Genomic DNA, 22,036 nt, shown 5'->3' on the forward strand with positions numbered 1-22,036 from the left:
ACTTGGGTTCAGGGAATGCAGCATGAGAATTCGTGGACAGATTGGTGACTGGCCTGTGGATCTGACCATCGAGCTGGCGCCTGAAGAGTGGGCGCAACTGGGGCGGCGGATCGAATTGCCTGCGGTGGCACAGACCGCAACAGCGGAAACCGTGGCGACAACTCGTCAGGATGACGGGCAATGGACTGCGGCGCGTGAGGTGTTGCGCCTGGCGGGGCAGATGAGCGGGCCGGAATTGCTGGATCGGCTCGAAGGGCTGGCGGGAAGTACGGCGGCGGGTAAGCGGCTGCTGGTGCGCTTGCGGCATAGCAGTGAAGTCAAGGTGGAAAGTGGCGTGGACGCGCCGGTGTATCACTGGGTTGGGTGAAGGCTTTCAGGATTTTGGGGGCTGCTTTGCAGCCCATTCGCAGCACAAGGCTGCTCCTACAGGGACTACGCAACACGTGGTGTAGGAGCAGCCTTGTGCTGCGAATGGGCCGCAAAGCGGCCCCGGCATTGTCAGAACATCGCCGCCGACAACTTGCGACGATACACGCCGACCAGCGGGTGATCACCGCCCAGCAGCTCGAACACCTGCAGCAACGCCTTCTGCGGCAGCCCGTTCTCATAACCACGGTTACGCTGGAACAGCTTCAACAACCCTTCCAGCGCCGCTTCATACTGCTGGCGCGCCAACTGCTGCACGCTCAGCTGATAAGCCGCTTCATCATCCTGCGGGTTCTGCGCCAAGCGGCTTTTCAGGTCAGCCACTTCCGGCAGACTGGCGGCCTGGCGCAGGAAGGTCAGTTGTGCCTTGGCACCGGCCAGTGCAGCTTTGTGCTCGTCAGTCTTGACCGCATCCAGCACCACCTGGGCCTCACCCAGCTCCCCGCGCTCGGCCAGGCAACGGGCATACAGGATTAGTGCCTCGGCATTGCTGTTGTCCTCACCCAGCAGCGCCTGCAACAGCGCTTCGGCCTCGGCAAAACGGCTTTCGGCAAACAGTCCCTTGGCCTGCTCCAGCGGCGAGGCGGTGGGCGCGGCAGGCAGTTGCACGTGCGGCTCGAGCATGGCGCGGATCGCCGATTCCGGCTGCGCACCGGCAAAACCGTCCACCGGCTGGCCGTCCTTGAAGAGCACCACGGTCGGCAGGCTGCGGATGCCGAACTGGGCAACTACCTGTTGCTCCACGTCACAGTTGATCTTGGCCAGCAGCAACTCGCCCTGGTAACCCTCGGTGATCTTCGCCAGCAGCGGCATCAGTGCCTTGCACGGCGCGCACCACTCGGCCCAGAAATCCACCAGCACCGGTTTGTGGAAGGAGTTCTCGATAACCAGTTGCTGGAAGGTGGCATCGGTAGCGTCGAAAATGTAAGGCGTGTCTTGGGTCATCGCGACTCTCGCAAACTCGTGGATAACACCACTATAAGGTGTCGCGGCTGGCGTGGTACAGGCTGACCCGGCGGAATTCGTGCGGCTCGGCCAGGTCCGGCAGGGTCAGCGCTTCCAGCACGCCCAGCTGCTGGTACAGCGGATGGCTGAAGTCGCGTACCCGCGAGTCGGCCACCAGCGCCTGGCGCCCGCGGCCGAGGAAGGCATCCAGCAGCGGCAGGTTGGCGCGGTCGTACAGCACGTCGGCAACCAGGATCAGGTCGAAGCGATCGTCTTCGGCGAAGAAATCGCTGCTGTAACCCAGTTCCACCCCGTTCAGCGCGGCATTCGCGCGGCAGGCATCGAGTGCCAACGGGTCGAGGTCGCAGGCCACCACTTCCAGCGCACCGGCGCGGGCGGCGGCAATACCGGCGATACCGGAGCCGGCGCCAAAATCCAGCACGCGCTTGCCGGCTACCCATTCCGGGTGCTCGGCCAGATAACGGGCCATGGCCAGGCCGCTGGCCCAACAGAAGCTCCAGTAGGGCGGATCTTCAAGAATGCGCCGAGTCTCCTCGCTACTGAAGGCGCGGTCCATGTTCTGGTCGTCGATCAGCCACAGCTTGAGGTCGCAGCCGGGTAGCTCGCTGACGACAAGACGCGCTTCGCCGATCAGGCCGCTGAGGGCTTATTGCAGGGGCTGTTGTAGGGAGACTGGCGCCACTTACGGCGCCTTCTCGAAACGCAGCGGACCGGTGGCCTGGGTCTGGGCCTGGGTAATGCGCACCGGCGGCAGGTGCATGATCAGCTGGCCAGAGCTGCTGGCGCGGCCGCGCAGCTCGACCCGGGCACCAGCGGGGAAGGCCTCGGGGTTGAAGCGCAGTTGGTAGGGCAGGGCCTGGCCGGTGCCGGTCAGGTTGCTGCTGGCCAGCAAGCGTTGTGGGCGGTCGCGTTCGTCGATGACCAGCAAGGCCAGCTCCACGTCGGCACCGGCGGGGATTTCCAGCAAGGTGCCGCTCAGCTCGCGCTGGTAGGCCGGCAGCGGGCCCAGTACTGCGGCCGGCTTGGCCGTGCGGGCTGGCGTGGGTGCCGGAGGGGTGTCGGGCTTCGGCCTGTCGCTGCCGCAGGCAGCGAGCAGGGCGGCGCAGCACAGCACGACGAGCGCTCGGTAGTGCATGGGGTAGTCCTTCACGGGCAGATTTCCCATGGATGTTAACCCCTTTGGCTTGTCTTGCCAGTGGGATGCGCTACCATGGCCCTCCCTTTTTTTGTTGCCTGCCACCATGCACTGTCCCTTTTGCGGTGCCAACGACACCAAGGTAATCGACTCTCGTCTCGTCGCTGAGGGCGAGCAGGTGCGCCGCCGCCGTGAATGCGTCGCCTGCGGCGAGCGCTTCACCACCTTCGAAACCGCCGAGCTGGTGCTGCCCCGGCTGATCAAGCAGGACGGCACGCGCCAACCCTTCGACGAAGAAAAGCTGCGCGCCGGCATGCAGCGGGCACTGGAAAAACGCCCGGTCAGCGTCGAGCGCCTGGAAGCTGCGCTGGCGCATATCAAGAGCCGCCTGCGTGCCACCGGCGAGCGTGAAGTCAAATCGCTGGTAGTGGGTGAGATGGTCATGGCCGAGCTGCGCAAGCTCGACGAAGTGGCCTATATCCGTTTTGCCTCGGTTTACCGGCGCTTCCAGGACCTCGACGAGTTCCGCGAAGAAATCGACCGCCTGGCTCGCGAGCCGGCTAAAGAGTGACCATGCCCAGTCAAGCTGCCATCCTCGACGCCCACTACATGGCCCGCGCGCTGGAGCTGGCGCGCAAGGGCCTGTACACCACCCACCCGAACCCGCGCGTAGGCTGCGTGATCGTGCGCGATGGCGAGGTGGTCGGCGAAGGCTGGCATGTGCGCGCCGGCGAGCCGCATGCCGAAGTGCATGCGCTGCGCCAGGCCGGTGAGCGTGCCCGTGGCGCCTGTGCCTATGTCACCCTTGAGCCGTGCAGCCATCATGGCCGCACGCCACCGTGCGCTGAAGCGCTGGTCAAGGCAGGCGTGGCACGGGTGGTAGCCGCCATGCAGGACCCCAACCCGCAAGTGGCGGGGCAGGGCCTGCGGCGCCTGGCCGAGGCCGGTATCGAAGTGGCCAGCGGCGTGCTCGAGGCCGAGGCCCGCGCACTCAACCCCGGTTTCCTCAAACGTATGGAGCACGGTCTGCCGTTCGTTCGCGCCAAGCTGGCCATGAGCCTGGATGGCCGCACCGCCATGGCCAGTGGCGAAAGCCAGTGGATCACTGGCCCGGCCGCCCGCTCGGCGGTGCAGCGCCTGCGTGCCCGCTCCAGCGTGGTACTGACCAGCGCCACCAGCGTGTTGGCCGACAACGCGCGGATGACCGTGCGCGGCGCCGAGCTGGGCCTGGATGCCGAAACCACTGCCCTGGCTCTCAGCCGCACACCGCTGCGAGTGCTGATCGATGGCCACCTGCGCCTGCCGCTGGATGCGCCGTTTTTCCAGGCTGGCCCGGCGCTGGTGGTGACCGCTGTCGCAGATGACCCGCGCTATGCCGCTGCCGGCCACGAACTGCTCAGCTTGCCGGGTGACAATGGCCAGGTAGACCTGTCGGCGTTGCTGCAGGCACTGGCGGCCCGCGGCATCAACGAAGTCCTGCTGGAAGCCGGTGCCGGCCTGGTCGGCGCCTTCGCCCGGCAAGGCCTGATCGACGAGTACCAGCTGTTCGTCGCCGGCACTTTCCTCGGTTCCCAGGCCCGTCCGCTGTTGGACTGGCCACTGGACAAGATGAGCGAAGCGCCGCGGCTGAAAATTACCGAAATGCGCGCAGTGGGCGATGACTGGCGGGTCACGGCCATCCCCCTGCCGGCACCCCGCGTATAATGCCTGGCTTGCCCTGCGCAAAACGTTTTTGAGGAAGACCCCATGTTCACCGGCATCATCGAATCCATCGGCACCATCCGCAGCCTGACCCCCAAGGGTGGCGACGTGCGCGTATACGTCGAAACCGGCAAGCTCGACCTGGGTGACGTCAAGCTCGGCGACAGCATCGCCGTCAACGGCGTGTGCCTGACCGCCGTCGAACTGCCGGGCGACGGCTTCTGGGCCGACGTCAGCGTCGAAACCCTCAAGCGCACCGCCTTCATCGACCTCAAGAGCGGCAGCAAGGTCAACCTGGAAAAAGCCCTGACTCCCACTACCCGGCTGGGCGGGCACCTGGTCAGCGGCCACGTCGACGGGGTCGGCGAAATCATCTCGCGCAGCGATAACGCCCGCGCCATCCAGTTCCGCGTGCGTGCACCGAAGGAACTGGCCAAGTACATCGCCCACAAGGGTTCGATCACCGTCGACGGCACCAGCCTGACGGTCAACGAGGTCAATGGCGCCGAGTTCGAGCTGACCATTGTCCCGCACACCCTGTCCGAAACCATCATGGCCGACTACCGTGCAGGGCGTCGGGTAAACCTTGAGGTCGACCTGCTGGCCCGTTACCTGGAGCGTCTGCTGCTGGGTGACAAGGCTGCCGAACCGAGCAAGGGCAGTGGCATTACCGAAAGCTTCCTGGCCGCCAACGGCTTCTTGAAATCCTGATTGAGAAGGGGGTGCCGCGTGGCGCTCAACAGCATCGAAGAACTGGTCGAAGACATCCGCCAGGGCAAAATGGTCATCCTCATGGATGACGAAGACCGCGAGAACGAAGGCGACATCATCATGGCGGCCGAGTGCTGCCTGCCTGAGCACATCAACTTCATGGCCAAGCACGCCCGCGGCCTGATCTGCATGCCGATGACCCGCGAGCGCTGCGAGACCCTGAAGCTGCCGCTGATGGCGCCGCGCAACGGCTCGGGCTTCGGCACCAAGTTCACCGTGTCGATCGAAGCCGCCGAAGGTGTCACCACCGGCATCTCCGCCGCTGACCGCGCACGTACCGTGCAGGCGGCCGCTGCCAAGGACGCCAAGGCCGAAGATATCGTCAGCCCTGGCCACATCTTCCCGCTGATGGCCCAGCCTGGCGGTACCTTGGCCCGTGCCGGCCACACCGAGGCCGCATGCGACCTGGCACGCATGGCCGGTTTCGAGCCAAGTGGCGTGATCTGCGAAGTGATGAACGACGACGGCACCATGTCGCGCCGCGCCGAACTGGAAGTGTTTGCCGCCGAGCACGGCCTGAAGATCGGCACCATCGCCGACCTGATCCACTACCGCATGATCCACGAGCGCACCGTGCAGCGCGTCTCCGAGCAACCGGTCGAGAGCGAGCTGGGTGAGTTCAACCTGGTCACCTACCGCGACGCGGTGGAAGGTGACGTGCACATGGCCTTGACCCTGGGCAAGATCTGCGCCGAAGAGCCGACCCTGGTCCGCGTACACAACATGGACCCGCTGCGCGACCTGCTGCTGGTCAAGCAACCGGGCCGCTGGAGCCTGCGCGCCGCCATGGCTGCCGTGGCCGAGGCCGGCAGCGGCGTGGTATTGCTGCTGGGGCACCCGCTGGACGGCGACGTGCTGCTGGCGCACATCCGCGAAAGCGCTGGCGATGCACCAGTCAAGGCACCGACCACCTACAGCACCGTGGGTGCAGGTTCGCAGATCCTGCGCGACCTCGGTGTGCGCAAGATGCGCCTGATGAGTTCGCCGATGAAGTTCAACGCGATATCCGGATTCGATCTGGAAGTTGTAGAATACGTGCCCTCCGAGTGACTTGAGGCGGCAGTGACGCCCTCCAGCTCGAGTCCATACCCCTGTCGAGGCCGCCAGCATGCGGCCTCGCTCTTGAAGATGAGAATATCGGAATGACCCTGAAGACCATCGAAGGTACCTTCATCGCCCCCAAAGGTCGCTATGCTTTGGTGGTTGGCCGCTTCAACAGCTTCGTCGTCGAAAGCCTGGTAAGCGGTGCCGTTGATGCCCTGGTACGCCACGGTGTCAGCGAAAGCGACATCACCATCATCCGTGCCCCGGGTGCATTCGAAATCCCGCTGGTGGCACAGAAGGTCGCCCAGCAAGGCGCCTACGACGCGATCATCGCCCTGGGCGCCGTGATCCGTGGTGGTACCCCGCACTTCGAATACGTGGCGGGCGAATGCACCAAGGGCCTGGCCCAGGTGTCCATGGAGTTCGGTGTTCCGGTGGCCTTCGGCGTACTGACCGTCGACTCCATCGAGCAGGCCATCGAGCGTTCCGGCACCAAGGCCGGCAACAAAGGTGCTGAAGCTGCCCTGTCCGCTCTGGAAATGGTCAGCCTGCTGGCGCAGTTGGAGGCCAAGTGATTAGCGACGAAAGCGATCGTTTCAACCCGCGCGATCCAAAACCTGCGGATGCCGGCAAGCCATCGAAGAGTGCCAAGCGCCGCGAAGCCCGCAAGCTCGCGACCCAGGCACTGTACCAGTGGCACATGGCGCAGCATTCGCTGAACGAGATCGAAGCGCAGTTCCGGGTCGATAACGATTTCTCCGATGTCGACGGCGCTTATTTCCGCGAGATCCTGCATGGGGTCCCGGCGATCAAGAGCGAAATCGACAGCGCCCTGAAGCCATGCCTGGACTTGGCACTGGAAGAGCTCGACCCGGTCGAGCTGGCCGTGCTGCGTCTGTCTACCTGGGAGTTCATCAAACGCGTCGACGTACCGTACCGCGTGGTGATCAACGAAGGTGTCGAGCTGGCCAAGGTCTTCGGTGCCACCGATGGCCACAAGTTCGTCAACGGTGTGCTGGACAAGCTGGCCCCGAACCTGCGCGAAGCAGAAGTCAAGGCGAACAAGCGCTGATCCTGGCGCTTGCGGACCATGGGTGAGTTCGAGCTGATCAGCCATTACTTCGCCGCCGCGCCCTGTGCGCAAGGCGGTGAAGGCGTGGCTCTTGGCATTGGTGACGACTGCGCCTTGCTGGGCCTTCCTGCCGGCGAGCAACTGGCGGTGTCCACCGACACCCTGGTTGCCGGGGTGCATTTTCCGGCTCTGTGCGACCCTTGGTTGCTCGGCCAGCGCTCGCTGGCCGTGGCGGCCAGCGACCTGGCTGCCATGGGCGCCACCCCCATCGGCTTCACCCTTGCCCTGACCTTGCCCGAGGTCAGCGCCGACTGGCTGCAAGCCTACGCCAGCGGCCTCAACCGCATGGCCGGCCACTGCCAGCTAAGCCTTATCGGTGGCGACACCACTCGCGGCCCCCTGAGTATCACCATGACCGTGTTCGGCCGGGTTCCGGTGGGGCAGGCGTTGCGCCGTGATGGCGCTCGCCCGGGCGACCTGCTTTGCGTCGGGGGCGAGTTGGGTAACGCGGCAGGGGCTTTGCCGCTGGTGCTGGGCCAGCGCCAGGCCGATGCCGCGCTGGCGCAACCGTTGCTCGACCATTACTGGTCGCCGTCGCCGCAGTTCGCCCTGGGCCAGTTGCTGCGCGGGCGTGCAACTTCGGCACTGGATATTTCCGACGGCCTGCTGGCCGACTGCGGGCATATCGCCAAGGGCTCCCGCGTGGCGCTCGAAGTGAACCTGGAGCAGGTGCCGGTGTCATCCGCCCTGCAGGGCTTGCTCGGCGCCGAGGCGGCCGTACACGCGGCGCTGACCGGTGGCGATGACTACGTGCTGGCGTTCACCTTGCCGCCAGCCGAGCTTTCATCCCTGCAGGCACAAGGCCTGGCGGCATTCCACGTCATCGGGCGGGTGCTCGAAGGGCAGGGTGTGAGCCTGCGCGACCGGCAGGGCCAGGACATCACCCCGCGGCAACGCGGCTATCAACATTTTAGGGAGACACCGTGACCGATCACCCCAACCAGGTGCCTGCGGAGTTTGTTCCGCCTTCGGTCTGGCGCAACCCGTGGCACTTCATCGCCTTCGGTTTCGGTTCTGGCACCTTGCCAAAGGCGCCGGGCACCTGGGGCTCGCTGGTGGCCATACCGTTCATCCCGCTGTGGCAGATGCTGCCCGACTGGGGCTACTGGCTGTTGCTGGGCGTGAGCATGCTGTTCGGCTTCTGGCTATGCGGTAAGGTCGCCAATGACTTGCGCGTGCACGACCATGAAGGCATTGTCTGGGACGAGATCGTCGGCATGTGGATAACCCTCTGGCTGGTGCCGGAAGGCTGGCAGTGGCTGCTGGCGGGGTTCCTGATGTTCCGCTTCTTCGACATTCTCAAGCCGTGGCCGATCCGCTGGGTCGACCGTCATGTGCATGGGGGCGTTGGCATCATGCTCGACGATATCCTGGCTGGCGTGTTTGCCTGGCTGGGGATGCAGGTTCTGGTTTGGGCGGTTGCCTGATACAGGGAGCGTGTGAATGGCCATGAGGACCGTGCTGCTGGCAATGCTGCTGAGCCTTGCCCCGTGGGCGGCGGCTGCCGAGGGTGTGCCGAAACAGATCCACCTGGTCAGCGAAGAGTGGCTCGACTACACCAACGCCGACGGTACCGGGGTAGCCTGGGACGTGCTGCGCAAGGTGTTCGAGCCGGCCGGGGTCAAGGTAGTGACCCAGAGCGCGCCCTACAGCCGTGCGGTCGGGCTGGTGAAGCGTGGCGAGGCTGACGCCTGGGTAGGCTCGTACAAGGAAGAGAACGACGACAACCTGTACCCGCGCTGGCACTTCGACATGGACCACATCTACGCGCTAGGGTTGGTCAGCAAGCCAGTGCCTACTCGGCAGACCATAGGCCGCTACCGCTTGGCCTGGGTGCGTGGCTACGACTTCGGTAGCTATCTGCCCGATGTGCATGACTTCCGCGAAGTCCAGCGCCGCGAAGGCATCCTGCCGATGCTCGAGCATGACCGTGTGGACTTCTACATCGATGCGCTGACCGAGATCGACTATGTGCTCGGCCAGACCTCCCAGCCCGAGCGCTTCCGCCGCACCCATGTGGCCGAACTGCCGCTGTACCTGGCCTTTGCCCGCAGCGACCAGGCCAAGGCCCTGCGCGACCTGTTCGACAAGCGCATGACCGAGCTGGTGCGCAGTGGTGAGCTGAAGCCGATCTTCGAGCACTGGCAGCAGCCGTATCCGTTCAGCCCGGATAGCAAACCACATTGAGCGCCCCGTTTCATGGGCATGCCCGCTCCCACAGGATTGAGTACAGACCTTTGCTAAGCATCGAACTTTTCGATCTTACCCCACGGTATTCAGCCAGCCCACATCCCCCAACCTGCTGATACAATCGGCCCACGAGAAATTTAAACTTATTCCAGGAGCACAACGTGCCCGTCGTCTTTGTTGCCGCCTCTAAACTCCCGACTCCCTTCGCGACCTTCACCATGCATGGCTTCCTCGACGAAGCCACTGGCCGTGAGCACGTGGTGCTCAGCCTGGGTGACATCGCGGACGGCCAGCCGGTGCTGGGGCGCCTGCACTCCGAGTGCCTGACCGGCGATGCCCTGTTCAGCCAGCGCTGCGACTGCGGCTCGCAGCTGGAAGCCGCGCTGCAGGCCATCGCCCGTGAAGGCCGTGGCGTGCTGCTGTACCTGCGCCAGGAAGGCCGTGGCATCGGCCTGCTGAACAAGATTCGCGCCTACGAGCTGCAGGACGGTGGCGCCGATACCGTCGAGGCCAACGAGCGCCTGGGCTTCGCCGCCGACCAGCGCGACTACGCCATGTGCCTGCCGATGCTGGAGCACCTGGGCGTGAAGTCGTTGCGCCTGATGACCAACAACCCGCGCAAGGTCAAAGCCCTGACCGACATGAGCATCGTCGTCGCCGAGCGCGTACCGCTGCACACCGGGCACAACCCGCACAACCGCTACTACCTGGCAACCAAGGCCGGCAAGCTGGGCCACATGCTGGGTAACGAGCACCAGGGCGAGGTGCCTCAGGCGTGACCCGCGCCGAGGTCAAGCGGCGCCTGGCGCTGGCCTGGTGGCAATACCTGGCGGTGGGCCTGGTGCCGCTGCCAGTGATGGCCTGGGCCTTCGGTGGCGGTGATGCGCTGGCCTCGGTGCTGGCCATGCCACTGTTCATTGCCGGCGCGGCGACCATGTTCCTCAGCCTGCCGCGCTTCAGTGCCTACAAGCGCGCCCTCATCGCCACTTCCAAGGTGCTCGGCACTGGAGAAGAGCCCGCCGCCTGGATCGAACTGGCGCGGGTGCGGCGCCTGGCTATGTTGTATGCCTGCTTCCCGGCCTGGGTCGCCGCTTTGTCGGTGCTGGTCGGCCTCGAGGCGGTGCCGCAGATCCTGCTGGCGTTGTCCACCGCAGTGGTGCTGTACCTCTATCGTATTCCACGCCAGCTCGGCTGATGCGCCTGCTGCCCGGCCTGCTGGCGCTGCTCGTCTGCTCCGCACTGCCCGCCGAACCCCTGCGAGTGGTCAGCCTGGCCCCGTCGATGAGCGAGATCATGCTCGAACTGCAGGCCGATGACCTGCTGGTCGGTGTGCTCGACGGTGGCGAACGGCCGGCGGCGCTGCGCGAGTTGCCCTCGGTGGGGCGCCAGGGGCAACTGGACCTCGAACGCCTGCTCAGCCTGCGCCCCGACCTGTTGCTGCTGTGGCCGGGCAGCGTGCCGCCGGCCCAACGCGACCAGCTCAAGCGCCTGGGTATCGCAACGTATAGCGCAGAACCCCATGACATCGACCAGCTGATCGAGCAGATCGAAGCCATCGCCGAACGAATCGGCCGTGCCGAACAGGGCCATCGGTATGCCCAGGCCCTGCGTGACCGGCTGCGGCAGCTGCGCCAGCAGTATCGACGGGACGAGCCCTTGCAGGTGTTCTACCAGGTCTGGGACCGACCGCTGTACACGCTCGGTGGCCGGCAGGTGGTCAGCGATGCCCTGGCCGTTTGCGGCGCGCGTAATGTCTTCGCCGATCTCACCCAGGCGGCGCCGCAGGTAAATGTGGAGTCTGTGCTGCTGCGCAATCCGCAGGTCATTCTGGCGGGTGATCAGGCGCAGCTGGAGAGTTGGAAGGCCTGGCCGCAACTGAGTGCGGTTGCCGATGATCGTTTACTGGTGGTGCCAGACAAAGGCCTGGAGCGGCCTAGTGGGCAGATGATCGAAGCTACGGCGCGCTTGTGTGCGCTGCTCGAGGCTAACGCGTCAACGCCCAAGTGAGGTTCTGCGAGGGCTGCGCCCTCGATCGCTGGCAAGCCAGGCTCCCACAGGGATAGCGCATGACTTGAGGCTGGCGCGGTCGAGGTGGGAGCTGGCTTGCCGGCGATTGGGCCGCAAAGCGGCCCCCGGGGATTACAGGCCGAGCCTGGCCATCCGAGCCTTCACCGAAGCCTCGATCCCAGCCGCATCCAGCCCGCACTCAGCCAGCATCTGCGCCGGCTTGGCATGCTCGACATAGATGTCCGGCAACCCCAGGTGCAGCAGCGGTTTCACGATCGCCTGGCTGGCCAGGAACTCACCCACAGCCGCACCGGCACCGCCCATGATGGCGTTTTCTTCGATGGTCACCAGCAGCTCATGGCTTGCGGCCAGTTCCAGCACCAGTGCCTCGTCCAGCGGTTTGACGAAGCGCATGTCGACCACGGTAGCGTTGATCTGCTCAGCCACCTGCATGGCCTCGGCCAGTTGCACGCCGAACACCAGCAAGGCGACTTTCTCGCCCTGGCGACGGACCACGCCCTTGCCGATTTCCAGCGGCTCCAGGTCACCGCTGATCGGCGCGTTCGGGCCGGTGCCACGGGGGTAACGCACAGCCGCCGGGCCGTTGTACAGGTGGCCGGTGCTGAGCATCTTGCGCAGCTCGTTTTCATCGCTTGGGGTCATCACCAGCATGCCCGGGATGCAGCGCAGGTATGACAGATCGTAGCTGCCCGCGTGGGTCGGGCCGTCTTCGCCGACCAGGCCGGCGCGGTCGATGGCGAACAGCACGTCAAGGTTCTGTACCGCCACGTCGTGGATCAGCTGGTCGTAGGCGCGCTGCAGGAAGGTGGAGTAGATCGCCACCACCGGCTTGCTGCCCTCGCAGGCCATGCCGGCCGCCAGGGTCACGGCATGTTGCTCGGCGATCGCCACGTCGAAGTAACGCTCCGGGTAGCGCTCGCTGAACTCGACCAGGTCGGAGCCTTCCTTCATCGCCGGGGTAATGCCCACCAGGCGGTTGTCGGCGGCAGCCATGTCGCACAGCCACTGGCCGAACACTGCGGAGTATTTCGGGCCGCTGGCTTTCTTCGGTGCGGCGGGTTTGTCGGCCGGCTCCAGCTTGGTGATGGCGTGGTAGCCGATCGGGTCGATCTCGGCTGGGGCGAAGCCCTTGCCCTTCTTGGTCACCACGTGCAGGAACTGCGGGCCCTTGAGGTCACGCATATTCCGCAGGGTGGCGATCATGGTCGGCAGGTCGTGGCCGTCGATCGGGCCGATGTAGTTCCAGCCCAGTTCTTCGAACAGCGTGCCCGGCACCAGCATGCCTTTGGCGTACTCTTCGGTGCGGCGGGCGATTTCCCAGGCGCCCGGCAGGCGCGACAGCACTTTCTTGCTGCCTTCGCGCATGCTCGCATAGGTGCGGCTGGAGAGGATCTTGGCCAGGTAGTTGGACAGGCCGCCGACATTGCGCGAAATCGACATGTCGTTGTCGTTGAGGATCACCAGCATGTCGGCGTTGACTTCCTGGGCGTGGTTCAACGCCTCGAAGGCCATGCCGGCGGTCAGCGCGCCGTCACCGATCACCGCGATCGACTTGCGGTCGCTATTCTGCAGGCGGGCGGCAATTGCCATGCCCAGTGCAGCGCTGATCGAGGTGCTGGAGTGGCCGACGCCGAAGGTGTCGTACTCGCTCTCGCTGCGGCGCGGGAAGGCGGCGATGCCGTCCTTCTGGCGCAGGCTGAGCATGCGGTTACGGCGCCCGGTGAGGATCTTGTGCGGGTAGGCCTGGTGACCCACGTCCCACACCAGCCGGTCGTCGGGGGTGTCGAAGACGTAGTGCAGGGCGATGGTCAGCTCGATGACACCCAGGCCGGCACCAAAATGCCCACCGGTCTGACCCACGGTGTAGAGCAGTTCCTGGCGCAGTTCGTCGGCCAGGGTCTCCAGGTCGGCTTCGGCCAGCCGGCGCAGGCCGGCAGGCGTGTCAGCGCGGTCGAGCAACGGCGTGACCGGGCGTTCGCGGGGGATCTCTTGAAACGTCGTGGGCATCAGGCGAGTCGTTATAGGTGTGTGAAGACGCGGCAGTTTACCCCATTGTAGGAAATACTGCCCATTCAACCACGGGTTACGCGGCCCCTGTGGTAGCGGGTTCACCCGCGAATGCGGCGGTAAACTCAACATCGCATTCGCGGGTAAACCCGCTCCCACAGGGATTGGTGTCGTTGCTTAATTGCGGCGTTCGACGATGTAACGCGCCAACGCCCGCAGCGGTTCGGCCTTTTCGCCGAACCCTTGCAGTGCGACCAGCGCCTGGTCGCGCAGTTCGATCGCATAGGCCTTGGCCGCTTCGAGGCCCAGCAGCGCCGGGTAGGTCGGTTTGTCACGGGCGATATCGGCCCCTTGGCGTTTGCCCAGGGTGGCGGTATCGCTTTCCACGTCGAGAATGTCGTCCTGCACCTGGAAGGCCAGGCCTATCGCCTGTGCATATGTCTGCAGGGCATCCAGTTGCGCCTGCTCGGCGCGGGCGCTGGCCAGGGCGCCGAGGCGCACGCTGGCTTCGATCAGCGCACCGGTCTTGTGCCGGTGCATGAACTCCAGCGCCTGCTGGTCCAGTTTCAGGCCCACCGAGCCCAGGTCGATGGCCTGGCCACCGACCATGCCTGCCGGGCCGGCAGCCTTGGCCAGGGCCTGGACCATAGCCAGGCGAATGCTGTCGTCTTGCGGGCTCAGGCGCGGGTCGAGCAGGGCGCTGAAGGCCAGGCTCTGCAAACCGTCGCCGGCGAGGATCGCGCAGGCTTCATCGAAGGCTTTGTGGGTGGTCGGCTGGCCGCGGCGCAGGTCGTCGTCATCCATGGCCGGCAGGTCGTCATGCACCAGCGAGTACGCGTGGATCAGTTCCACCGCACAGGCTGCGCCGTTGGCGTGTTCGGCCGGGGCACCCAAGGCTTCGCAGGCCGCGTAGGCCAGCAGCGGACGAACGCGTTTGCCACCGTTCATCACGCTGTAGCGCATGGCGGCGTAAAGGCGTTCGAGTTCCTTGGTCGGGGCGACGAACAACGGTTCGAGGGCGGCGTCGACCCGCGCCTGGCAGCTGGCCTGGTAGGTGCCGATCATGCTTCCGGCTCCGCGTCGAAGGGCTGGGCAGCCAGTTCGCCATCGCGTTCCAGCAGGATTTGCACCTTCTGTTCGGCCTGGGCCAGGGCGCCCTGGCAATCGCGGGTCAGTGCGATGCCTTGCTCGAAGGCGGCCAGCGACTCTTCCAGCGACAACTCGCCGTTCTCCAGGCGCTCGACCAGTGCTTGCAGGTCTGCGAGGGATTGCTCGAAATCGAGGGAGGCTTTTTTGCGGGCCATGGCGACTGTCTCGGTGGCATTCAGAACGGCGCGACACTAGCAGAGCGGGGCGGGGGGAGCAAACTTCCGGCAGCCTGAGGTTGGACTTGCTGGCCTCTTCGCGGGTAAACCCGCTCCCACAGGTACTGCACCGGTTGCGAGTCTGCGCGGTCCCTGTGGGAGCGGGTTTACCCGCGAATGGGCCGCAAAGCGGCCCCGTGCGGTGCATCAGGCTGGCTCTGTTTCCAACTCCAGCATGGCCTCACGGTAACGCGCCAGTTCCTCGATGGTCAGCACCGGCAGATTGTATTGCCGCGCATACACCGCCACCTGCTCGCCACGGGCCATCGTGCCATCGGGGTTCATCAGTTCGCACAGCACTGCCGCCGGGCGCAACCCGGCCAGGCGTGCCAGGTCCACCGAGCCTTCGGTGTGGCCACGGCGGGTCAGCACCCCGCCATTGCGGGCGCGCAGCGGGAATACATGCCCCGGGCTGACGATATGGCGCTGCTCCGCAGTAGAGCGCAATGCCGCGCCAATGGTGGTGATGCGGTCCTGGGCGGACACCCCGGTGGTAATGCCTTCCGCCGCCTCGATGGTGACGGTAAAGCCGGTGCCGTGGCGTGCCTGGTTGTTCTGCACCATGGGTGCCAGTTGCAGTTCGTCGACGGTGGCCTCGTCCAGGCACAGGCAGACGATGCCGCTGCAATCGCGAATCATCATGGCCATGGTCTGCAGCGAGATGTTCTCGGCGGCGGCGATGATGTCCGCTTCGTCCTCGCGGTCGTCGTCGTCGAGCAGCAGCACGGGGCGCCCGGCCCGGAAGGCGGCGATGGCGGCGCTGACATTGGGGAATTGCGGGTGGTGCGTGGTGGACATGAAACGCTCCTCGTGAATGATCGATGAACGTCTCGGGGCGAACAAAATGCGCGCGCAGGGGCGCCCGGATGGCCCCTGCCTGACGCCTTCTTTCATCCGGACTATGACCGTCGGCTCTGGAGTCTCACCAGATCTGCTGACCCCCGGCATGGCCGGGGCGCTCGCGGGCTCATCTTTCGATTTACCGCCGGTGGGGACTTTCACCCCGCCCTGAAGACCCGCCAAGCATACAGCACATTGCCACCTCGCTGGCAACCGACGGCTCTACGACCTTTGGCGGTATCATTCGGCTATGCATTCGAGGGACAGCCCCATGGACATTCTTCAGGTTGCCGGCGGCAAGCCGGTCAAGTTGTGGACCGACGGCGTACCGGTGGAAGACGACGCCCGCAAGCAACTGCTCAACACGGCCAGGATGCCGTTCATCTTCAAGCACCTGGCAGTGATGCCGGACGTGCACCTGGGCAAGGGCTCGACCATCGGCAGCGTCATTCCCACGGTTGGCGCGATCATCCCCGCCGCGGTGGGGGTGGATATCGGCTGCGGCATGATCGCCGCGCGCACGTCGCTGCACGCCCGCGACCTGCCGGACAACCTGCATGGCCTGCGCAATGCCATCGAGCACGCCGTGCCGCATGGCAAGACCTTCGGCAAACGTGACCAGGGCGCCTGGGCCGATGTGCCAGCCAAGGCGGACAAGGCCTGGGGGCAGCTGGCCGGGCGCTTCAAGGCCATCACCGACAAGTACCCGCGGCTGGAGAAGACCAATAACCGTCATCACCTGGGGACGCTGGGCGGCGGCAACCACTTCATCGAGGTGTGCCTGGACGAGGCCGACCGTGTCTGGTTCATGCTGCACAGCGGCTCCCGGGGCGTGGGCAATGCCATCGGCAACCTGTTCATCGAACTGGCCCAGGCCGACATGCGCCAGCACCTGGCCAACCTGCCGGACAAGGACCTGGCGTATTTCGAGGAAGGCAGCCGCCATTTCGCCGACTACGTCGAAGCGGTGGAGTGGGCGCAGGACTACGCCAGGCAGAACCGCGAACTGATGATGCTGGCGGTGGTCGGTGCGGCTCGCAAGGCGCTGGGCAAACCGTTCGAGGCCAGCCTGGAAGCGGTGAACTGCCACCATAACTATGTGCAGCGCGAGCAGCATTTTGGCCGAGAGGTGCTGGTGACGCGCAAGGGGGCGGTGTCGGCGCAGAAAGGACAGTTGGGCATCATTCCCGGCTCGATGGGGGCCAAGAGCTTCATCGTGCGAGGGCTGGGCAACGAGGAATCGTTCTGTTCCTGCAGCCATGGTGCCGGCCGGGTGATGAGCCGGACCAAGGCCAAGAGCCGCTTCACCGTGGAAGACCAGCGGCGGGCCACGGCGCATGTGGAATGCCGCAAGGACAAGGAGGTGATCGACGAGATCCCCATGGCCTACAAGGACATCGATGCGGTGATGCGCGCGCAGCAGGACTTGGTGGAGGTGGTGCACACCTTGCGGCAGGTGGTGTGTGTGAAGGGCTGACGGGTTTACCGAGATATCCCTTCAATCGAGCCGCGGTTTGACTTCTGATAATCAGATTTTTCCCGTTGCGCGTAGGCCATTTCTGAAATAGCTTCCTAGCGCCCTTGAGCCATTGCGGTGGTGTTCCTGGCGGCCTAGTGTGGCCCTGTCGTTGCCAAATCAGCGACCGGGCCTGCAAGCCTGTCCAGAGCAAAATGCCGATCACCGATGCCAATGGCATGCCATTGCGCGCGCTTAATGGTGGCTGCGTACGGGAGGTTTTCGAACCTGCCGGATTTTGCTCTCTGCCGGTCTTGCAGACCCGTACGTGGCTGCCACCCATCACACTGCAAGTCATGAGTGGCAGCTCTAGCCAACCTAATAGAGAGTGTCACCATGCTTAAGATTGTTCCTGATCCACCCCACGATATTCATTCCCTTGAAGACACCCTGATCCAGGCCACGGACTACGTGCTGTGCGCCACAACCGTGGTGCATCAGGCAATGTTGTTGCAGCCCAAGTCGCCAGCGTCGATTTTGATGATGACGTCGATGCATGAACTGGAGACGCTGCGGGCTTTGCTGGAGTCGGCATTGATTCAGGTGCAGATGCCCACTGGGCCCAGGACTTTGCACTAGGGCATAAGCAATGTGTTGCCTGTTCCGACCTCTTCGCGGGCACGCCCGCTCCCACAGGATCTTCACAGTACTCAAGACTTGCACAGTACCTGTGGGAGCGGGCGTGCCCGCGAAAGGGCCAGAGCAAGCAGTCGAGAAATTTCAGGGGATTCAACAATGACCACAGAAGACACCCAGTTCACCGTCGGCAAAACCACCTTCTACCAAGGCGAACACGGCACCCATCCACTGTTCCGCATCGAGCCCGGCATCCCCTGCCGCGATGCCCGCGAGCAGTCCTCAGAGTTGATGGGCTATGTCCGCGAACTGACCATCACCGGCCTGATGGATGAGAAACCGATGATGATCTGGGCTGCGCACTACCTGAGTGCGATGGCCAAGGCGCTGATGGATGATGCTGAGTTGGGCATGAAGCAGTGAGTGCTTGCCTTCAGTTCGCATGAGGGCCGCAAGGTGTTCGCCTTGGCAATTTCAGCGCCTATGAGACCGAGCGCCGCCCGCGCGGCGCTCGGTCTCATAGGCGCTGCAAACCTGTCGGTATACACCTGCTGGCCCGCTGGACCCGGCGGATCGCGTGCTGCGTAACCTGCCTTCAGTCTTTATGCATGTGCTGCTTGCCATCGCGATGAGTATGGGCCTTTGAATGCCCCTCATCATGCTGGCTTGCGCCCGAGGCCTGCTCACCATGGTGGCCAGGCACGTTGCCGCGGTGCTGGCCTTCATGGTTGTGCATTTCACTTTCGCCACCACCATGCTGGTGGCCGCCACTGGCCGCGACCATCGTTTTGTACTGCTGGGCGTTCAACTGGGGGAGCTGATCCAGGAAGGCGACGATGCCCCAGATGTATTCATCGCCCATGCTCTTGCCCCATGCCGGCATGCCGGAGGCCTTGATGCCGTGCTTGATGATCCAGAACGCTGCAGCGGGGTCGCCACCGATCCCGCTTTTGGTCAGGTTGGGGGGCGATGGATAAAGAGCCTGGCTGAGCTCGGTCTTCTCGACGCCAGGGGCAAGGTGACAACCGATGCACATGGCGTTGTAGTTACCGGCGCCGGTACCAATCAGCGTTTCATCTTTCAGGTCTGGCACCTCGATGTCCCTGGCCCGTACTGCGATCGAGCGGTCCCGTGCCATGGCCAGAAAGGCATGCACGGCGGGGAAATGGGGATCATCGGCCCCGACGTTGACCAGGCCGGAGTACGCAGCACCCAGCACGGCCACGCTGGCCACCGCGCCTGCTGCAACAAGCGTTGTTATTGTTCTTTTCATGTCTGGTTCTCAAAACCACATGCGGATACCGGCCACGAAACGCGCTTCATCCACATCACCACCCTCGTCGCGGACGAAATCAGCGGTTTTGCCGTAGGAGCGGTTCCAGGTGACGCCGATGTATGGGGCGAACTGGCGAACAATTTCATAGCGCAGGCGTAGCCCGACTTCGGTATTGGCCAGGCCGGAACCCACACCGCGCACAGGGTCGTTCTTGCCATAGAAATTGGCTTCAGCGGTCGGCTGCAGGATCAGGCGGTTGGTCAGCAGAATGTCGTAGTCGCCCTCCAGGCGCGCGGCAGTCTGGCCGTTCTCGCCAATGAACACGGTGGCTTCGGCTTCGAAGTCGTAAAGCGCCATGCCCTGGATACCGAACGCCGCCCAGGTCTGGGGGGATTCAGGCTTGAAGTCCTGGCGCACCCCGGCAACCACATCCCACCATGGGCTGATCGAGCGGCCGTACAGCAGCTGCAATTCGGCATCCTCGGTGACACCGTTGGTGCGTTCACCTTCGGAGCGGATCCACAGCCGGTTGATATCGCCGCCTACCCAGCCAGAAGCATCCCAGGCCAGCGTGCTGCCTTCATCCGCATCCTGGTACTCGAGCTGATCCAGCAGGAAGAAGCTGTTGATAGCACTGTCGTGCATCTGATGCCCGCCCAATGGGGGGAAGGCTGCCTGGCGGTCGGCATCGGTCAGCACCGGGATCGGGGTACGGCTTGTTGTCGGTGTATCCGCCGAGCCTTGGTTCATTGTCGAATGGTCCATAGCCTCATGATTCATAGCTCCATGATTCATCGCGCCATGGTCCATGCCCTGCATGCTGCCATGATCCATCTCGCCGTGGTCCATCATCGAATGGTCCATTTCTTCAGCGGCGAAGCTGGGCGCAGCGCCCAGCGCCCCCAGCGTAACGGTCAGTGCCAACAGCGATGGTCGTGCCAGGCTATTGAGCATCTTTCCCTGCCTTGGCTTTGTTACTGCCATGGGATTCCATCATCTTGCCGTGGTCCATGCCCTGCATCGAACCATGGTCCATACCCTTCATGGCGTCATGGTTCATACCTTTCATCGAGCTGTGATCCATCCCTTTCATGGCGCCATGGTCCATGCCTTGGGCACTCCTGGCTTCCTTGGCATCGGCAGACTGCTGATCGTTGCCGTCGGACCAGGATGATGGGGCATAAACTGCAAACAGGCCGGCCATCGCAGCAGAGAGAAAAAACGCGCTTCGTTTCATTGGTTTGCTCATCTCGGATCTCCAGTTCATTCGTCCACGCGGACTTCGCGGAACATGCCCATTTCCATGTGGAACAGCAGGTGACAGTGATAGGCCCAACGCCCCAAGGCATCTGCCGTGACGCGATAGCTTCGTTTTGAGCCAGGCGGCATGTCGATCGTGTGTTTGCGCACCATGAAGTTGCCGTTCTCATCCTCCAGGTCGCTCCACATGCCATGCAGGTGGATGGGGTGAGTCATCATGGTGTCGTTGACCAGGGTGATGCGCAGGCGCTCGCCATACTTGAGGCGCAGTGGCTCGGCATCGGAAAACTTGATGCCGTCGAAGGACCAGGCGAACTTTTCCATGTGGCCGGTTAGGTGCAACTCGATTGTGCGACCAGGCGCGCGGCCGTCCGGGTCCGGGAAGGTGCTGCGCAGGTCGGCATAGGTCAGCACACGGCGGCCGTTGTCACGCAGGCCGATGCCCGGATCGCCCAGTTTTGGCGTCGGGGTCATCGTTTGCATGTCGACCAGGGGGTTGTTGGTCTCGGACTCTGGGTGGCTCTGCATGGGCGCGCTGGTGCCAGCCATTTCGCCATGGTCCATGCCGGCCATGCTGCCATGGTCCATGCCGGCCATGCTGCCATGGTCCATGCCAGCCATGTCGCCATGGTCCATGCCCATATCGCTCATGGAAATGGTCGGCCGTGGATCGACAGCGGGAACAGGGGCTTGTAAGCCTTCGCGAACAGCCAGGGTGCCCCTGGAATACCCGGTACGGTCCATGGATTGAGCGAAGATGGTGTAAGCCTGCTCGCTTTCGGGCTCGACGATGACATCGTAGGTTTCGGCAACGGCGATGCGGAACTCGTCGACCGCAACGGGTTTGACATGCTGCCCGTCCGCCGCGACAACCGTCATCTTCAGGCCGGGAATTCGCACATCGAAATACGTCATGGCCGAGCCATTGATGAAGCGCAGGCGGATTTTCTCGCCCGGCTTGAACACGCCCGTCCAGTTACCGTCGGGGGCCTGGCCGTTCATCAGGTAGGTGTAGGTGTAGCCGCTCACGTCAGCGAGATCGGTGGGGCTCATTTTCATCTCGGCCCACATCTTGCGGTCGGCTACCGCGGCGGACCAGCCCATTTCGCTCACATCGTTGACGAAATCGCCCACCGTGCGCTTGTGGTAGTTGTAGTAGTCGGACTGCTTCTTGAGCTTGGACAGCACCCCTGCAGGGTCTTCATCCGTCCAGTCGCTGAGCATGACCACGTAGTCCCGGTCATAGGTGAACGGCTCAGGGTCTTTCGCGTCGATGACCAGGGCGCCATACACCCCGACCTGCTCCTGGAAACCGGAGTGGCTGTGGTACCAGTAGGTGCCGTTCTGCTGGACCTTGAACTTGTACTCATACATGCCGTCGGGGGCGATGCCATGGAAGCTCAGGCCCGGCACGCCGTCCATGTTCGCCGGCAGGATGATGCCGTGCCAGTGGATGGAGGTGTCCTGCTGCAAGCGGTTGCGCACACGCAGCGTGACGGTATCGCCTTCGCGCCAGCGCAGGATGGGCCCGGGGATGGAGCCGTTGATTGCCATCGCTGTACGCGCAGCGCCGGTAATGTTGACCGGCAGCTCACCGATGTAGAGGTCGAAGTCGGTGCCGCTCAGCACATTCGGTTGGCCGGGGCTGGTCACGGCCCAGACCGGCGTGCGCCACATGCCCAGCCCGCCAAGCAGTCCGGTAGCGGCAAGGCCTTTGACGAAGGAGCGTCTGGTGGTTTTGCTTTGCATGCCGTTGCGTCCAGTCAGTCGAAAAGTTGCTGGTGTTCAGGCGGTTGAACGCCCC

The 22,036-nt window shown here is 64.1% G+C and carries 27 protein-coding genes and 1 riboswitch; of the genes, 16 read left to right on the forward strand and 11 right to left on the reverse strand.

The annotated features are described in order from the left end of the window. Nucleotides 1-22 precede the first annotated feature (22 nt). Nucleotides 23-367 carry a hypothetical protein gene (locus tag CAG18_RS20385; RefSeq protein WP_085721424.1) on the forward strand — a complete coding sequence of 115 codons (345 nt, stop codon included), beginning with the start codon at nt 23-25 and terminating at the stop codon, nt 365-367. A 131-nt stretch (nt 368-498) separates the two neighbouring features. Here CAG18_RS20385 and trxA read toward each other — a convergent pair whose 3' ends face one another. The 3 genes from trxA to CAG18_RS20400 are packed head-to-tail and all read right to left on the reverse strand — an operon-like array spanning nt 499 to nt 2,527. Then, on the reverse strand, nt 499-1,371 hold the full coding sequence (gene trxA / locus CAG18_RS20390; protein WP_013970670.1) for a thioredoxin: 873 nt from the start codon (nt 1,369-1,371) through the stop codon (nt 499-501). Between the two features lie 31 nt (nt 1,372-1,402). Continuing rightward, nucleotides 1,403-2,026, reverse strand: a complete 624-nt coding sequence (locus CAG18_RS20395) for a methyltransferase (protein ID WP_256573421.1) — start codon at nt 2,024-2,026, stop codon at nt 1,403-1,405. 48 nt (nt 2,027-2,074) lie between these two features. Next, complete coding sequence (locus CAG18_RS20400; protein WP_039614618.1) at nt 2,075-2,527, reverse strand: YbaY family lipoprotein; 453 nt, start codon at nt 2,525-2,527, stop codon at nt 2,075-2,077. Nucleotides 2,528-2,633: 106 nt separating this feature from the next. Here CAG18_RS20400 and nrdR point away from each other — a divergent pair, with 106 nt between their 5' ends. The 12 genes from nrdR (at nt 2,634) to CAG18_RS20460 (ending at nt 11,372) form a co-directional block, all read left to right on the forward strand. After that, nucleotides 2,634-3,098, forward strand: a complete 465-nt coding sequence (nrdR, locus tag CAG18_RS20405; protein ID WP_003255402.1) for a transcriptional regulator NrdR — start codon at nt 2,634-2,636, stop codon at nt 3,096-3,098. A 2-nt stretch (nt 3,099-3,100) separates the two neighbouring features. Continuing rightward, on the forward strand, nt 3,101-4,231 hold the full coding sequence (ribD, locus tag CAG18_RS20410) for a bifunctional diaminohydroxyphosphoribosylaminopyrimidine deaminase/5-amino-6-(5-phosphoribosylamino)uracil reductase RibD (protein ID WP_085721425.1): 1,131 nt from the start codon (nt 3,101-3,103) through the stop codon (nt 4,229-4,231). A gap of 42 nt (nt 4,232-4,273) precedes the next feature. Then, complete coding sequence (locus CAG18_RS20415) at nt 4,274-4,939, forward strand: riboflavin synthase (protein ID WP_003255399.1); 666 nt, start codon at nt 4,274-4,276, stop codon at nt 4,937-4,939. Between the two features lie 18 nt (nt 4,940-4,957). Continuing rightward, nucleotides 4,958-6,049 (forward strand): bifunctional 3,4-dihydroxy-2-butanone-4-phosphate synthase/GTP cyclohydrolase II, encoded by a 1,092-nt coding sequence (gene ribBA / locus CAG18_RS20420; protein WP_003259341.1) that lies wholly within the window; start codon nt 4,958-4,960, stop codon nt 6,047-6,049. A 92-nt stretch (nt 6,050-6,141) separates the two neighbouring features. Continuing rightward, nucleotides 6,142-6,618, forward strand: coding sequence for a 6,7-dimethyl-8-ribityllumazine synthase (gene ribE, locus CAG18_RS20425; protein ID WP_003255395.1), 477 nt, complete (start codon nt 6,142-6,144; stop codon nt 6,616-6,618). Further along, nucleotides 6,615-7,115 (forward strand): transcription antitermination factor NusB, encoded by a 501-nt coding sequence (gene nusB, locus CAG18_RS20430; protein WP_013970674.1) that lies wholly within the window; start codon nt 6,615-6,617, stop codon nt 7,113-7,115. Before ribE ends, nusB begins: the two co-directional genes overlap by 4 nt. A gap of 18 nt (nt 7,116-7,133) precedes the next feature. Then, nucleotides 7,134-8,102 carry a thiamine-phosphate kinase gene (gene thiL / locus CAG18_RS20435; RefSeq protein WP_015268776.1) on the forward strand — a complete coding sequence of 323 codons (969 nt, stop codon included), beginning with the start codon at nt 7,134-7,136 and terminating at the stop codon, nt 8,100-8,102. Continuing rightward, on the forward strand, nt 8,099-8,602 hold the full coding sequence (locus CAG18_RS20440) for a phosphatidylglycerophosphatase A (RefSeq protein ID WP_004376077.1): 504 nt from the start codon (nt 8,099-8,101) through the stop codon (nt 8,600-8,602). The genes thiL and CAG18_RS20440 overlap by 4 nt, the downstream gene beginning before the upstream one ends. A gap of 16 nt (nt 8,603-8,618) precedes the next feature. Then, nucleotides 8,619-9,362 (forward strand): ABC transporter substrate-binding protein, encoded by a 744-nt coding sequence (locus CAG18_RS20445; protein WP_015268778.1) that lies wholly within the window; start codon nt 8,619-8,621, stop codon nt 9,360-9,362. 164 nt (nt 9,363-9,526) lie between these two features. After that, nucleotides 9,527-10,144 carry a GTP cyclohydrolase II gene (gene ribA / locus CAG18_RS20450; RefSeq protein WP_015268779.1) on the forward strand — a complete coding sequence of 206 codons (618 nt, stop codon included), beginning with the start codon at nt 9,527-9,529 and terminating at the stop codon, nt 10,142-10,144. After that, complete coding sequence (locus CAG18_RS20455) at nt 10,141-10,560, forward strand: hypothetical protein (RefSeq protein ID WP_015268780.1); 420 nt, start codon at nt 10,141-10,143, stop codon at nt 10,558-10,560. Before ribA ends, CAG18_RS20455 begins: the two co-directional genes overlap by 4 nt. Further along, on the forward strand, nt 10,560-11,372 hold the full coding sequence (locus tag CAG18_RS20460; protein WP_085721426.1) for a cobalamin-binding protein: 813 nt from the start codon (nt 10,560-10,562) through the stop codon (nt 11,370-11,372). Before CAG18_RS20455 ends, CAG18_RS20460 begins: the two co-directional genes overlap by 1 nt. Nucleotides 11,373-11,504: 132 nt before the next feature. On the opposite strand, the gene dxs is transcribed toward CAG18_RS20460, so the two are convergent. The 4 genes from dxs to ribB all read right to left on the reverse strand — a co-directional run bounded on the left by dxs (nt 11,505) and on the right by ribB (nt 15,562). Continuing rightward, complete coding sequence (dxs, locus tag CAG18_RS20465; RefSeq protein ID WP_024086183.1) at nt 11,505-13,400, reverse strand: 1-deoxy-D-xylulose-5-phosphate synthase; 1,896 nt, start codon at nt 13,398-13,400, stop codon at nt 11,505-11,507. Between the two features lie 177 nt (nt 13,401-13,577). After that, the gene (gene ispA / locus CAG18_RS20470) at nt 13,578-14,465 is read right to left on the reverse strand and encodes a (2E,6E)-farnesyl diphosphate synthase (protein ID WP_015268783.1); all 888 of its coding nucleotides are present in this window, start codon (nt 14,463-14,465) and stop codon (nt 13,578-13,580) included. Continuing rightward, nucleotides 14,462-14,704: an exodeoxyribonuclease VII small subunit gene (locus tag CAG18_RS20475; RefSeq protein ID WP_003255380.1), complete on the reverse strand. Its 243-nt coding sequence runs from the start codon at nt 14,702-14,704 to the stop codon at nt 14,462-14,464. Before CAG18_RS20475 ends, ispA begins: the two co-directional genes overlap by 4 nt. Before the next feature lie 207 nt (nt 14,705-14,911). Further along, nucleotides 14,912-15,562: a 3,4-dihydroxy-2-butanone-4-phosphate synthase gene (gene ribB, locus CAG18_RS20480; protein WP_054572940.1), complete on the reverse strand. Its 651-nt coding sequence runs from the start codon at nt 15,560-15,562 to the stop codon at nt 14,912-14,914. Between the two features lie 80 nt (nt 15,563-15,642). After that, nucleotides 15,643-15,784: riboswitch (FMN riboswitch) on the reverse strand. A gap of 91 nt (nt 15,785-15,875) precedes the next feature. On the opposite strand from ribB, the gene CAG18_RS20485 reads away from it, so the two are divergent. The 3 genes from CAG18_RS20485 (at nt 15,876) to CAG18_RS20495 (ending at nt 18,119) form a co-directional block, all read left to right on the forward strand. Next, nucleotides 15,876-17,081, forward strand: a complete 1,206-nt coding sequence (locus tag CAG18_RS20485; protein WP_013970683.1) for an RtcB family protein — start codon at nt 15,876-15,878, stop codon at nt 17,079-17,081. Nucleotides 17,082-17,456: 375 nt separating this feature from the next. Beyond that, nucleotides 17,457-17,699 carry a hypothetical protein gene (locus CAG18_RS20490; protein ID WP_085721427.1) on the forward strand — a complete coding sequence of 81 codons (243 nt, stop codon included), beginning with the start codon at nt 17,457-17,459 and terminating at the stop codon, nt 17,697-17,699. A gap of 156 nt (nt 17,700-17,855) precedes the next feature. Continuing rightward, nucleotides 17,856-18,119 carry a DUF3077 domain-containing protein gene (locus CAG18_RS20495; protein ID WP_085617830.1) on the forward strand — a complete coding sequence of 88 codons (264 nt, stop codon included), beginning with the start codon at nt 17,856-17,858 and terminating at the stop codon, nt 18,117-18,119. A 172-nt stretch (nt 18,120-18,291) separates the two neighbouring features. Here CAG18_RS20495 and CAG18_RS20500 read toward each other — a convergent pair whose 3' ends face one another. The 4 genes from CAG18_RS20500 to CAG18_RS20515 are packed head-to-tail and all read right to left on the reverse strand — an operon-like array spanning nt 18,292 to nt 21,981. Next, a complete protein-coding gene (locus tag CAG18_RS20500; protein ID WP_085721428.1) occupies nt 18,292-18,969 on the reverse strand; it encodes a c-type cytochrome in 678 nt (225 codons plus the stop codon). A 9-nt stretch (nt 18,970-18,978) separates the two neighbouring features. Continuing rightward, complete coding sequence (locus tag CAG18_RS20505) at nt 18,979-19,926, reverse strand: copper resistance protein B (RefSeq protein WP_054573495.1); 948 nt, start codon at nt 19,924-19,926, stop codon at nt 18,979-18,981. Further along, a complete protein-coding gene (locus tag CAG18_RS20510) occupies nt 19,916-20,221 on the reverse strand; it encodes a hypothetical protein (RefSeq protein ID WP_223998038.1) in 306 nt (101 codons plus the stop codon). Before CAG18_RS20510 ends, CAG18_RS20505 begins: the two co-directional genes overlap by 11 nt. Before the next feature lie 14 nt (nt 20,222-20,235). Next, nucleotides 20,236-21,981 carry a copper resistance system multicopper oxidase gene (locus tag CAG18_RS20515; RefSeq protein WP_054573493.1) on the reverse strand — a complete coding sequence of 582 codons (1,746 nt, stop codon included), beginning with the start codon at nt 21,979-21,981 and terminating at the stop codon, nt 20,236-20,238. Between the last annotated feature and the right edge of the window lie 55 nt (nt 21,982-22,036).

Origin of the sequence: Pseudomonas sp. B22(2017) (assembly GCF_002113105.1) — a bacterium.
Classification (GTDB): domain Bacteria; phylum Pseudomonadota; class Gammaproteobacteria; order Pseudomonadales; family Pseudomonadaceae; genus Aquipseudomonas; species Aquipseudomonas asiatica.

Bases quoted from the DNA above. Each gene is read 5' to 3' on its own strand.
- ribB (WP_054572940.1), bottom strand. From the start codon at position 15,562: ATGTCCACCACGCACCACCCGCAATTCCCCAATGTCAGCGCCGCCATC.
- CAG18_RS20495 (WP_085617830.1), top strand. From the start codon at position 17,856: ATGACCACAGAAGACACCCAGTTCACCGTCGGCAAAACCACCTTCTAC.
- CAG18_RS20415 (WP_003255399.1), top strand. From the start codon at position 4,274: ATGTTCACCGGCATCATCGAATCCATCGGCACCATCCGCAGCCTGACC.
- CAG18_RS20515 (WP_054573493.1), bottom strand. From the start codon at position 21,981: ATGCAAAGCAAAACCACCAGACGCTCCTTCGTCAAAGGCCTTGCCGCT.
- ribE (WP_003255395.1), top strand. From the start codon at position 6,142: ATGACCCTGAAGACCATCGAAGGTACCTTCATCGCCCCCAAAGGTCGC.
- CAG18_RS20385 (WP_085721424.1), top strand. From the start codon at position 23: ATGAGAATTCGTGGACAGATTGGTGACTGGCCTGTGGATCTGACCATC.
- ispA (WP_015268783.1), bottom strand. From the start codon at position 14,465: ATGATCGGCACCTACCAGGCCAGCTGCCAGGCGCGGGTCGACGCCGCC.
- thiL (WP_015268776.1), top strand. From the start codon at position 7,134: ATGGGTGAGTTCGAGCTGATCAGCCATTACTTCGCCGCCGCGCCCTGT.
- CAG18_RS20505 (WP_054573495.1), bottom strand. From the start codon at position 19,926: ATGCTCAATAGCCTGGCACGACCATCGCTGTTGGCACTGACCGTTACG.
- CAG18_RS20445 (WP_015268778.1), top strand. From the start codon at position 8,619: ATGGCCATGAGGACCGTGCTGCTGGCAATGCTGCTGAGCCTTGCCCCG.
- ribD (WP_085721425.1), top strand. From the start codon at position 3,101: ATGCCCAGTCAAGCTGCCATCCTCGACGCCCACTACATGGCCCGCGCG.
- CAG18_RS20475 (WP_003255380.1), bottom strand. From the start codon at position 14,704: ATGGCCCGCAAAAAAGCCTCCCTCGATTTCGAGCAATCCCTCGCAGAC.
- nrdR (WP_003255402.1), top strand. From the start codon at position 2,634: ATGCACTGTCCCTTTTGCGGTGCCAACGACACCAAGGTAATCGACTCT.
- dxs (WP_024086183.1), bottom strand. From the start codon at position 13,400: ATGCCCACGACGTTTCAAGAGATCCCCCGCGAACGCCCGGTCACGCCG.
- CAG18_RS20490 (WP_085721427.1), top strand. From the start codon at position 17,457: ATGCTTAAGATTGTTCCTGATCCACCCCACGATATTCATTCCCTTGAA.
- CAG18_RS20460 (WP_085721426.1), top strand. From the start codon at position 10,560: ATGCGCCTGCTGCCCGGCCTGCTGGCGCTGCTCGTCTGCTCCGCACTG.
- trxA (WP_013970670.1), bottom strand. From the start codon at position 1,371: ATGACCCAAGACACGCCTTACATTTTCGACGCTACCGATGCCACCTTC.
- CAG18_RS20485 (WP_013970683.1), top strand. From the start codon at position 15,876: ATGGACATTCTTCAGGTTGCCGGCGGCAAGCCGGTCAAGTTGTGGACC.
- CAG18_RS20400 (WP_039614618.1), bottom strand. From the start codon at position 2,527: ATGCACTACCGAGCGCTCGTCGTGCTGTGCTGCGCCGCCCTGCTCGCT.
- CAG18_RS20500 (WP_085721428.1), bottom strand. From the start codon at position 18,969: ATGAAAAGAACAATAACAACGCTTGTTGCAGCAGGCGCGGTGGCCAGC.
- CAG18_RS20510 (WP_223998038.1), bottom strand. From the start codon at position 20,221: ATGAGCAAACCAATGAAACGAAGCGCGTTTTTTCTCTCTGCTGCGATG.